At 39.1% G+C, this 12,040-nt stretch carries 9 protein-coding genes; 3 read left to right on the top strand and 6 right to left on the bottom strand.

Annotated features, from left to right (window positions below):
- Positions 1–125: 125 nt before the first annotated feature.
- Positions 126–1,319: a hypothetical protein gene (locus G525_RS0118775; protein ID WP_027127513.1), complete on the bottom strand. Its 1,194-nt coding sequence runs from the start codon at positions 1,317–1,319 to the stop codon at positions 126–128.
- Between the two features lie 49 nt (positions 1,320–1,368).
- Complete coding sequence (locus tag G525_RS0118770) at positions 1,369–4,104, bottom strand: TonB-dependent receptor (RefSeq protein WP_027127512.1); 2,736 nt, start codon at positions 4,102–4,104, stop codon at positions 1,369–1,371.
- 178 nt (positions 4,105–4,282) lie between these two features.
- Between G525_RS0118770 and G525_RS0118765 the strand changes: the two genes are divergently transcribed.
- The gene (locus tag G525_RS0118765) at positions 4,283–5,626 is read left to right on the top strand and encodes a deoxyguanosinetriphosphate triphosphohydrolase (protein ID WP_027127511.1); all 1,344 of its coding nucleotides are present in this window, start codon (positions 4,283–4,285) and stop codon (positions 5,624–5,626) included.
- Between the two features lie 73 nt (positions 5,627–5,699).
- Positions 5,700–5,858 (top strand): hypothetical protein, encoded by a 159-nt coding sequence (locus G525_RS22345; protein ID WP_157491985.1) that lies wholly within the window; start codon positions 5,700–5,702, stop codon positions 5,856–5,858.
- Here G525_RS22345 and dxs read toward each other — a convergent pair.
- Complete coding sequence (dxs, locus tag G525_RS21455) at positions 5,835–7,613, bottom strand: 1-deoxy-D-xylulose-5-phosphate synthase (RefSeq protein ID WP_035480194.1); 1,779 nt, start codon at positions 7,611–7,613, stop codon at positions 5,835–5,837. The genes G525_RS22345 and dxs overlap by 24 nt on opposite strands.
- Positions 7,614–7,674: 61 nt before the next feature.
- Here dxs and G525_RS0118750 point away from each other — a divergent pair, with 61 nt between their 5' ends.
- Positions 7,675–8,124: a nucleoside deaminase gene (locus G525_RS0118750; RefSeq protein ID WP_027127510.1), complete on the top strand. Its 450-nt coding sequence runs from the start codon at positions 7,675–7,677 to the stop codon at positions 8,122–8,124.
- On the opposite strand, the gene G525_RS0118745 is transcribed toward G525_RS0118750, so the two are convergent.
- From G525_RS0118745 to aspS, 3 genes are read right to left on the bottom strand one after another with little or no spacing between them, the layout of a single operon-like run.
- On the bottom strand, positions 8,121–8,354 hold the full coding sequence (locus G525_RS0118745) for a hypothetical protein (protein ID WP_027127509.1): 234 nt from the start codon (positions 8,352–8,354) through the stop codon (positions 8,121–8,123). The genes G525_RS0118750 and G525_RS0118745 overlap by 4 nt on opposite strands.
- Positions 8,354–10,156, bottom strand: coding sequence for a chloride channel protein (locus G525_RS0118740; protein WP_027127508.1), 1,803 nt, complete (start codon positions 10,154–10,156; stop codon positions 8,354–8,356). The genes G525_RS0118745 and G525_RS0118740 overlap by 1 nt, the downstream gene beginning before the upstream one ends.
- A gap of 38 nt (positions 10,157–10,194) precedes the next feature.
- A complete protein-coding gene (aspS, locus tag G525_RS0118735; RefSeq protein ID WP_027127507.1) occupies positions 10,195–11,952 on the bottom strand; it encodes an aspartate--tRNA ligase in 1,758 nt (585 codons plus the stop codon).
- Between the last annotated feature and the right edge of the window lie 88 nt (positions 11,953–12,040).

Genomic DNA, 12,040 nt, shown 5'->3' with positions numbered 1-12,040 from the left:
ATTGAGACGGCTTTATTTATGTAGTTCCATTGCTTATATTCCATAAAAAAGACCCTTTCAAATATTGAAAAGGTCTCCTGCAAATGATAGACTTCACTCAAATGGTACCATTATTATGCAGTTTATTATAGACCAACGGTCCAGTCATTGGCCCAACTAGGCTTAGCAATACCGTTACCAGCACCTGTTGCATTTTCATTTATACTGTACACGCCAGACACATCAACCGCTTCGCCTGCTGTATTTTTTCCAACAGTTAAAGTGGAGACCTTATCAAACTTAACGTTTGTAGCAGCCAAAGAACCTTCAGTTACATAGCCTACGCTCTCGTCATGTTGAATGTCAAAGCCTGTTTTCCAATTGCTTAATACCACATTATCAAATTGCGCTTTTGTGCCCACTCTTAATTTAATGGCTTGTGTTTCTGAACTGGTGTCGGCAGCTCCTAAGCCAACTAAGGTGAGATTTTTAATAGTAGGGTTGGAAATAGGGGTGGCCAAATGATTATTTGAATTATTATCAGCCTCAATGCCTCTATTCCCAGCATTTTTTCTGATGCCATACCAGTTTTCGCCAGTTCCTGACCATCCTTCAGTCCAGTCGAATAAATCATCACCAACTTGTTCGGAACTATTATTTACTACCAAATATTTTGCGATCGCTGTGCCTCCGAAAAATTCAAAACCATCATCTGAACCCTCGTAAGACTGAACATATTCTATAGTTGTTCCATTTCCAACACCAAATAGTGAAAGACCGTTAAATTCTTTTTCTGAGTTATAGGCAAATCCTGAATATTCTATTCTTAAATACTTAATGGATCCTGAGCTATCGTTCGCATCTCCACCGCCATACGTTAAATCTGAGACTTCTGCAGAAGCTGTAATACCTTTATTAATCGGAGCCTTTCCACATAATACAAGTCCGCCCCAAGCTCCAGGAGATTGAGTGGTAGCTGTCATGACTACAGGATTGGATGAGGTGCCCTGAACATCAATTTTTCCGTCTTGTGCAACGGCAATATATCTTACCGCAGCAAAATCCTCACTGGCCACAGAAGTTGCTTCAATTTTAACACCGCTTTTGATGGTCAGTTTTGCACCAGCATTTACCAGTAGTTGTCCTGTTAGTTTATAGGTTCCGGATTCTAAAATGACCTCGCCTTTAGTGATTTCTCCTTTAAGATTATCTCGCTCTAGTACAAATGCTGTTCCGTCATCACCATTAGATGGACTGTCATCATCACTGGAACATGAGGTTGTAAATATTAAAGCGAATAAAAGTGCTGTTCCTAAAAATTTTGAAATTGATTTTTGCATAGTGTTTACTTTTTAATTGTTTTGGTTTAAAATTTCTAATAATTGAGTTTTATAATTGGTAGCGCAATCCCAGTTTGAAAAAAGCACCGCGTTTGTAAGACAAGACTGTTATGTTTTCTGTCGCATTTTCCTGAAACCTTTCTATAGCAGGATTAAGCATGTTGAACACGGTAAGATCAATGGCGAAATTTTTATTTATGTCGGTTTTCAGTATGAAATCCAATGAGCCTATACCCTTGTCAACCAAGTTGCCCTTAGTTTCTACCCCTAAAGCATAAAGACTTTCAGAAGTATAAGAATAGGCCAACGTAGCCATCATGTTAGCGGAATTACCAAGATCTTTGAAGTAGGTCAAATCTGCGTTCAATAAAAAATCTGAAGCTCCGGTAAAGCTTGAAGTGTCATTTGTAAGATTGGTGTTGTAGTTGGTTTCCTCTCTTACCTTTTCAGAATCCAGGTCTTGATGCGTTTGCATATAAGAAGCATTAAATCCTGCCGAAAGTTTATTGGATTGTGCTTCGTTAAAGTTGAAAATGTCTTTTCTAAATTCAATCTCAGCGCCATAAACGTAGCCTGTGTCGCCTGTGTTTATAAATGAAATATCATTGGTAGAAGAGGCTAAGGTGATTTCGTTTATTGGGTCTAAAATATATTTTCCAAAAGCAGTGACTGATAAAAGTTCTGAGTTTTTAGGAAACATTTCCCATTTTAAATCTAAGTTATAGTTTTGTGAGGGATAGAGATCTGGGTTACCCACTTTGACCTCTGTAACATCTTCATAAATAAATAGGGCCCTTTCTTTAAATTGTGGTAGGGTATAGGTTTTACTTGCGCCTAGGCGTAAATTTTGGGTGTCGTCTAGTTCATATTTTAAGATGATACTTGGTAAAAATTCATTCCTATTAAACGTGTTACTTTTCCCTGAGGCATCCAACTGCGTTCTCCAGGAAACGGTCTGTTCTACTTTTTCGAATCGTATGCCCGTTATCGCGCTCAATCTATCGGTAAACTTGTAGTGTAGGCTGGCAAAACCTGCGTGAATGGTTTGTTCGCCATCATACGTTTGAGGGGTTAAACCAGCGAACGATTCAATATTAAAGAGACCATTTTCGAAATTTTGTTGATTTAAAAACAGGTCTAGATTGTCAGGATCAACTGTCGTGTTGAGCTGAGGGCCAGAAATTCTGAAATTAAATTGAATGGCTTCAAAATCACGTTTTTTCAATCGGCCATTATAGCCTAAGATTACTTTTCCTTTAGAATTACCATTCGCATCTTCATTCAGTTTATAACTAACGGAGAGGTTGGCGGCCAGCTCATCTTCAATCAAGTTTTGATAATACCTGTGGTTATCTGTAATTGTGTTTTGCGCAAAAACATACCCATTGGCCTCATCCACATACTTCAAAGTGTTTTGCGTTCTATCTGGCATATCGCCTTCCACTTTATTGTAAGAAGCAGCCCAATCAAAATCGAATTGATCAGACAATTGATGGTTTCCTAACAATTGATGGATAAATAAGGTATTTTGAATGTAGGTGCTGCGTTGTATCAGTCCGTTATCATCTTCAGCGATGTCCCGTATAAACCCTTCATAAGTGTCTCTCATTTGATTGGAAGAGTTCACCATTAAAAAGTTATAAGCTAGTTTATGCTTAGCGTTGATGCGATAATTTGCATTAAACATACCCGTGGTATTGGTGTGATAAGAAAAGCGCTCTTGATGGAAGGATTTTAATTTAGCACCCTGCGCACTGACACTTTGGTTAATGCCTTCACGATATCCAAAACCATTATCAAAACCAGCCGTTGCAAATAAGTTAAGGCTACCCTCTGCTCCAATTTCAAAAGATTTTCCTGCTTTTAACCCAATCTTGCCACCTAAAGGTTTTTCTTTTACTGGTGCCAAGCTGTTTTCAAAATTATAGCCATTAAGAGGATCGTTGGGAACACCATAAGAAGAGAAACCGGATTTTTTAGGACCCTCCTGTAATTGGAAATTGTTGAATTTTTGAACGGCATTAGTTCCTATGGTGGAGCCCAAGGAAAATTCGAACATGCCTTTTCCTTTATAGTTTATGGAAGTGATATCAACGTTTCCACCAGCAAAGTCTCCAGAAATATTGGAACTATAGACTTTATCAATTGATATAAATTCGACGATATCTGTTGAGAAAATATCAAGATCAATGTTTTTCTTTTCAGGATCATTCGAAGTCACCGGAAGACCATTAATGGAAGTTGAATTGTAACGATCGCCAAGACCACGTACATAAATAGTGTTTGACCCTACTTGTTTTGAAACACCGGTAGTCTTGGTGACAGCAGCTGCCACATCACTCACACCTTTTCTCGATAATTCCTCAATGCCGATATTTTGCTTGATTTCAATGGCTTTTCTTTGGGTCAGGAGTAAGGCTATTTCGCTTTCTTTTCGAGTGGTAGTAGTAATTAAAACTTCGTCTAAAGCTGCGGCGTCGGCAACCATATCCACGTTGATGCTCACAACTTTTCCTGCTGCAACCGCAACCTCCAACTCCTTTGTTTCATAGCCTACATAACTGTATATTAATGTGTACTGTCCTTCATTTAAGTTATCGAAAACGTAGGTGCCATCCATATCTGATGTCGTTCCAATCGTGGTGCCTTTAATGAGCACGTTTCCAAAGGCTAGAGGCTCATTGTTATATTCTTTGTCAATCAGTTTTCCGGCAATGGATGCCTTGGATTGCGCACTCAATATAGTGGTGAAAAGAAATGGTAATGCAATTAAAATAGTCTTCATATGTTGGTTATAAAAGTCACCGCAAAGAAAGTCATGATGTGCAAGAGCGAGGTTAACTTAAGATGAAACCTAGGTCACAAAAAAGTTAGGTAAATGTTAGCGGTATGTAAATTATTGCAAAATGGACTTCTTAATTTAACATTGAAAAATGTATCTTGCGGACGCATAAAACCTTACTATGAACTGGGAGCAATTATTATCATTGAAACGATTTGGCGATTCGCATAAACGGATCAGAAAGGAACAGGATGAAACCCGTTTGGGTTTTGAAGTAGACTATGATCGGATCATTTTTTCTTCTGAATTTAGAAGTCTTCAAGACAAAACTCAGGTCATTCCATTGTCAAATACTGATTTTGTGCACACCCGTTTAACCCACAGTTTGGAAGTAAGTGTGGTGGGTAGAAGCCTTGGAAGACGCGTAGGCCAAGAAGTATTGGCAAAATATCCACATCTTCAAAGCATTCATGGGTACCAAGCCAATGATTTTGGAGCTATTGTTGCCGCAGCGGCCTTATCTCATGATATTGGGAATCCACCTTTTGGACATTCTGGTGAGAAAGCTATTGGCGAATTTTTTAGGAACGGCTCAGGCAAAAAGTTTAAAGCACATCTGACCGAAAAGGAATATCAGGATTTATGTGCTTTTGAAGGGAATGCCAATGGGTTTAAAATATTGACTGAAAGTCGAGTAGGAAGATTAGGTGGACTGCGTTTAAGCTATGCAACGCTTGGGGCCTTTATGAAATACCCGAAGGAATCCTTACCAAAAAAGCCAAGTTCACATATTGCTGATAAAAAATATGGGTTTTTTCAAAGTGAAAAAGAGGCATTTGTGGATGTTGCCAATGAACTTGGACTGATAGATCGAACTGGCAATCAAGATATCAGTTATTCCAGACATCCCTTGGCGTATCTTGTAGAAGCTGCGGATGATATTTGTTATACGATCATCGACTTTGAGGATGGTATTAACTTGGGACTGATTAATGAAGAATATGCACTTGAATATCTTATAAAATTAGTAAGAAACACAATAAATACTAATAATTATCATGCGTTGTCCAATACAGAAGATCGGATCAGTTATTTGCGAGCACTCGCCATCAGTACTTTGATCAATGAAGCTGTCGATTTGTTTATGACGCATGAAGATGCTATTCTAAAAGGTCAATTCGATAAAGCTTTATTGGATGTTTCGAAGTATCAAGCGCAGATTAAGGATATCATTAAACTGAGTGTTGAAAAGGTTTATCAATCGGAAGAGGTCATCAATAAAGAAATAGCAGGTTACAAAATTATTGATGGTATTTTAGAGGTTTTTACAGACACCATCGTCAATCATCATGAAGGCACATTGAGTAGTTACCATAAGCTGATCCTTAAAATTTTCCCGAAAACTTTAGATTTGAATCAGGAAAACCTCTATCACAGTTTATTGGGCATCTGTAATTACGTCGCTAAGTTTTCTGACAGTAAGGCAATTTCTACTCATAAAAAACTACAGGGGACACATTTTTAAGTGTCTTTTATCGTAAAAAGATTACATCTTGTCGATATTTTTGTATATTTGGGTAACTCCGAACTCCCAAATTATGAAAAAAAATATCCTTGGTGCCTTAGCCATTCTGTTTATAACGGTGTCTTTTTTATTGGTGATAAATGACCTTTCAAAGACGAACGATTCCCCAATTCAGGTAAATATTGATACTGCCCCACAGCAGGCAGATTTAGTTGGACTCGATAACGAGTAAAGCGTATTCAATGCATTTGACGATATAGGTCGCATCCATCTGCGCTAATACCTGCAATTGTGAAACACTGCCGTGTTCTATGAAATTATCAGGAACGCCCACTGTTTTTATAGGGATATGATAGTAATGTTGTGCGGCAAATTCTAAAATTGCTGTTCCAAATCCCCCCGTAATAGTGCCGTCTTCCATAGTAATGAGATACTTAAATGACTTGAAAATGGAGTGTAACAGTGGTTCGTCCAAAGGTTTAATAAACCGCATATCATAATGCGCAATTTCATATTTAGGATCTACTTTTAATATCGCTTCTTTCGCGTTTTCGGCCATAAATCCGACACTTAGAATGGCAATTTTTGTTCCTTGCTTGAGCATTTCACCTTTGCCAATTTCCAATTTTTTAAAAGGTAACTTCCAATTTGCAATCACGCCATACCCGCGAGGATACCTTATAGCTATGGGGTGTTCAAGTCCCAATTGGGCGGTGTACATGATGTTACGCAGTTCAATCTCATCACGGGGTGCACAAATGATGAGGTTTGGAATGCATCTTAAATACGCCAAATCAAAAACGCCATGATGGGTTGCGCCATCTTCGCCAACCAGGCCTGCACGATCCAAACAAAAAACAACTGGTAAATTCTGTAGCGCCACATCATGGATCACTTGGTCATAAGCCCGTTGCAAAAATGTAGAATAAATATTACAAAAAACGACCATCCCTTGGGTGGCCATACCTGCGGAAAGTGTTACGGCATGCTGCTCTGCAATACCAACGTCAAAAGCGCGATCTGGCATTAGGTCCATCATAAATTTTAGAGAACTTCCTGTTGGCATTGCAGGTGTGATGCCTACAATCTTTGGGTTTTGTTCAGCCAACTCAACTATGGTCACTCCAAAAACATCCTGAAATTTTGTAAGTGAAGACGCTGACTTCTTAATCAATTCTCCAGTGATAGAATCAAATTTTCCGGGTGCATGATAGGTGACCTGATTTTCTTCAGCTTGTTTCAGGCCTTTTCCTTTGGTGGTAATCACGTGTAAAAACTTAGGGCCCTTGACGGTTTTCATTCGGTTTAATTCAGAAATTAGAGCATCTAAATCGTGTCCGTCAATAGGTCCGGAATAATTGAAATTAAGGGCTTCAAAAATATTGTCTTGTTTTTCAGTCCCTTTTTTGACATTGGTCAAATATTGTTTTAAAGCACCTACACTTGGGTCAATGCCAATAGCGTTGTCATTAAGTATGACCAGTAAATTGGCATCTGTGACCCCAGCGTGATTAAGGCCTTCAAATGCCATTCCGCTGGCGATGGAGGCATCACCAATAATAGCGACATGATGCCGGTCTTCACCTTTTAACTGTGAGGCGATGGCCATGCCTAGTGCCGCAGAAATAGAGGTGGAGGAGTGGCCTACACCAAATGTGTCATAATCGCTTTCATCTCTTTTTGGAAAACCACTAATGCCATGCAGTTGTCTGTTGGTATCAAAAATTTCTTTTCTTCCGGTCAATATTTTGTGTCCGTATGCCTGATGGCCCACATCCCAAACCAACAAGTCTAAAGGGGTTTGAAAGACATAATGAAGGGCGATGGTCAGTTCAATTACTCCTAGGCTAGCTCCTAAATGACCTTCTTTGGTGGCCACAATATCCACAATAAATTCGCGTAATTCTTTGGCAAGTTGTGGTAGGTCCTCTTGATTTAAGACTCTTAAATCTGAAGGCGAATGGATATGGTCTAATAATTTTTTCATCAGACTACAAATGTAGCATTTGAAATTGTATTTTTGATTTTTAACCTTTGAAGATTGGCTCGTGGAAAACCCTTTTGATGACGATTATTTTATGAGAAAAGCTTTGCAGGAAGCTGAATATGCTTTTGATAGAGGAGAAATTCCTGTGGGTGCTTTAATTGTGATTGACAATAGAATTATTGCTAGAGCTCATAATTTAACCGAGCTTCTTACTGATGTGACAGCTCATGCTGAGATGCAGGCTATTACTGCAGCTTCCAATTTTTTAGGAGGAAAATATCTGGTGAACTGTACGCTGTATGTGACTTTAGAGCCTTGTCAAATGTGTGCTGGCGCCTTATACTGGAGTCAAATAAGTAAAATTGTTTACGGCGCAAGAGATCATGAGAGAGGCTGTATCGCATTAAAAACCAAGCTGCATCCTAAGACGGTGATGATTGGTGGGATTTTGGCGGAGGAGTCAGCGCAGCTGTTAAAACGCTTCTTTATTGAAAAACGAAATCTAAATTAAAACTTATGTTTTTCATTTTCGCGCATCTTATCAAGATTTTCCTTGGTGAGCATATAATCCCTAAAATCTTTGTCTTTCCATCGGTAATAGGCAAATAACGGAAATACAAAGAGAAATAAGCCAACGACTCCAAACCCAATCATTTTTTGGGAATAGTCAGTGTCAAAAATAAAACCTCCTGCAATACTGCCTAAACTGGCTATGGTTAAAATAATTATAAAGTATTTCATTATTTGTTAAAGTTAATCAGTTGACTTCTATATGCAGTCAATAGTTTAGATTTTGATACAAAACCATCATACTTTCCATTCTTTATTACAGGAAGGTTCCAGGCGCCCGAGCTTTGAAACTTATCCATAACGGTTTGCATGTTATCTTCTTCAAAAATAATCAAATCTGGAGGATTGTATATATAATCTGAAACAAAAGTGCTGTCATATAATTTCTGATCAAACAGTAATTCCCGGATATCATCCAATAGTATAACCCCCAAAAAGCGATTCTCAGAATCCGTTACCGGAAACAAATTTCGTGTTGATTTGGAGACCCCTTTATGAAGCATTTCTCCAAAAGTCATGGTTGGGTTTAATTGGATAAAGTTTCTTTCAATTACGGTTTCTAGCCGCATTAAGGTTAATACGTTTTTGTCTCTATCATGGGTTAGGAGATCTCCTCTTTCTGCCAACTCACGGGTATAAATAGTATGTTCCATGTAGTTTTTAGTAATCATATATGAAATGGCCACCGTAATCATTAGAGGTAAGAATAGAGCATAGCCACCTGTAATTTCAGCAATCAAAAAGATGGCGGTCAAAGGTGCATGAATGACGCCGGCAATTAATCCTGCCATTCCTACCAAAGTGAAATTGGCTTCAGAAACATGAAACCCGAGGCCTAAATTATTTAATATTTTAGCGATAACATTTCCCAGCGCACTCCCCATTACCATGGTAGGAACAATAATTCCTCCTACACCGCCCGCTGCAAAGGTGGTGGTCATGGCGATGACTTTAAAAAGTGAAAATCCGAGAAGCAGCACAATGACTACCCAAACATTATCCAAATAGTTGTCAAATGGGTTGGAACCCAAGGCGTGCAAATAATCGCCACTAAACAAATCTCTGGTAAAACTTAAGCCTTCCCCATAAAGTGGCGGAATAAAATAAAGCATAATTCCTATGGCCAAACCGCCAACAAGTAATTTTACAAAGCGCGTTTTGAATCGGTCAAAAAAAGCATAAATAGCGAAGTATATCTTTGTGAAATATAATGATGCAATCCCTGTTCCAATTCCTAAAATAATATAGAAAGGGGTGTCTTCAATAGTAAACGTATCTGAAACCGTAAAGTCGAATAATACTTCATCTCCCAAAAAAAAGTAGGAGGTTAAAATCGAGCAAATAGAAGAAATTAGTAATGGCAATAAGGATGCGAATGTTAAATCGAGACTGAACACTTCAATTGCAAAGACAATTCCTGCAATGGGCGATTTAAACATAGACGCCATCGCGCCGGCGGTAGCACAAGCAATAAGAAGGGTTCTGGTTTTTCTATCCACCCTCAACAATCTGCTTAAATTGGAACTTAAAGCGGAGCCTGATGTTATTGCCGGTCCTAATAATCCTACTGATCCACCAAACCCAACGGTTAGCGGCGCCATTATTAACGGATGGTATATAAGTTTATAGGAAAGGAGTCCTTTTTGCCGCAATAAAGAATATAACAAAGAGGGGATAGCGCGTTTTAAAACTGGAGGAACAGATGGTATCAACTCTTTTCGTACCAAGTATTTTTTAAACAGATATACTAAAAGGAGACCAATTATCGGTAAAACAAAGTAAAGTTGGTTGTGGGAAATAATGATCCCCAGTTCCAGCCCTTTTTGTATGGCAAAGGTGATGTTTTTTAAAACTACTGATGCCAATCCGACCACTAGACCAACAAGGATACAGAGTACATAAACAAAGTTTTTTTGAGAAATATATTTATATCTCAATATTAAAAACCGCTTTAATGACTTCTGTTTTGGCATCTTTTATACAAAAAGTCCTGCGCAATGCAGGACTCGAATTATTTGGATTTTATATTAAGCTTTAAGCTCAGTTCGTCAAGTTGTTTATCATCAATTGGCGCAGGTGCATCAATCATAACATCACGCCCAGAATTGTTTTTTGGGAATGCAATAAAATCGCGAATGGTTTCCTGGCCGCCCAGAATTGCCACTAATCGGTCCAAGCCAAAGGCCAATCCACCGTGCGGTGGTGCCCCATATTGGAAGGCATCCATTAAAAACCCAAATTGAGCAGTGGCCTCTTCAGGCGTAAACCCTAAATAATCAAACATTAAGGCTTGGGTTTTCTTGTCGTGAATCCTAATGGATCCACCGCCAATTTCGTTGCCGTTCAAGACCAAGTCATAGGCATTGGCTTTTACTGCGCCCGGATCGGTTTTTAAAAGTTCCAATTGCCCTGGTTTTGGAGCCGTGAACGGGTGATGCATAGCGTGAAAACGTTCCGTATCTTCATCCCATTCCAATAATGGGAAATCAACTACCCATAAGGGCGCAAATTCTTTCGGATTTCGCAAGCCCATACGTGTGGCCAGTTCCATACGTAAGGCGCTTAGTTGCGGTCTAACTTTATGCGCATCTCCTGAGAGCACACAAATAAGATCTCCAGGTTTGGCACCTGTTATTTCTGCCCATTTCGCTAAATCTTCTTGATCATAAAATTTATCCACTGACGATTTAAATGTGCCATCGTCATTATAACGTGCGTAAATCATGCCCAAAGCACCAATTTGCGGACGCTTTACCCAATCAATTAATTGGTCAATTTCTTTACGTGTATAGGTATTCCCGCCAGGAACTGCAATACCGATGACCAATTCTGCACTGTTGAATACGCCAAAATCCTTATGCTGTGTTGCCGTATTTAAGTCTCCAAACTCCATCCCGAAGCGAATGTCCGGTTTATCGTTTCCGTATTTCGCCATGGCTTCATCATAAGTCATACGTGGGAATTTTTCGATGTCCACGCCATTAACTTCTCTCAATAAATGACGTGTCAAGCCTTCAAAAGCATCTAAAATGTCTTCTTGCTCCACAAATGCCATTTCGCAGTCAATTTGTGTGAATTCAGGTTGTCTGTCTGCACGTAAATCCTCATCCCTGAAGCATTTTACAATTTGGAAATATTTGTCCATGCCCCCAACCATCAAGAGTTGTTTGAAGGTTTGTGGGCTCTGCGGAAGCGCATAAAATTGGCCTTCATTCATACGGCTTGGTACCACAAAATCACGAGCGCCTTCTGGCGTTGATTTGATTAAATACGGTGTTTCAACTTCTATAAAACCTTCATTTGATAAATAGTTGCGAACTTCTTGTGCGACTTTGGCCCTAAAAATCAAACTGTTTTTCACAGGATTTCTGCGGATATCCAAGTAGCGGTATTTCATTCGTAATTCTTCCCCACCATCGGTATTGTCTTCAATGGTAAAAGGCGGAAGAAGTGCAGAATTTAAAATGGTCAATTCTGAAACTAAAACTTCGATATCACCTGTTGGAATATTCGCGTTTTTTGAAGCGCGTTCAATAACGGTGCCTTTGGCTTGAATAACAAACTCCCGGCCTAGGCTTTGTGCTTGTTCCATCAGTGATTTTGAACTGCGCTCATCATCAAATACAAGCTGCGTAATGCCGTAACGGTCGCGTAGATCGACCCAAAGCACGAATCCTTTGTCGCGACTCTTTTGTACCCACCCTGAAAGTGTAACTTCTTTATCGATATGTGATGCTCTTAACTCACCACAGTTGTGACTTCTGTACATAGTATGAAAAATTGAAGTGCAAATTTAAGCAAGTTATATGAGTATCAAATAAAAAGGGAAAACAATTGTTGGGTTTTGCCCATATCTG

Source organism: Gelidibacter mesophilus DSM 14095 (assembly GCF_000423005.1).
In the GTDB taxonomy this organism is placed as follows: Bacteria; Bacteroidota; Bacteroidia; order Flavobacteriales; family Flavobacteriaceae; genus Gelidibacter; species Gelidibacter mesophilus.
The sequence above is the reverse complement of the archived record's forward strand: the minus strand, read 5'-3'. Positions and strand labels throughout refer to the sequence as shown.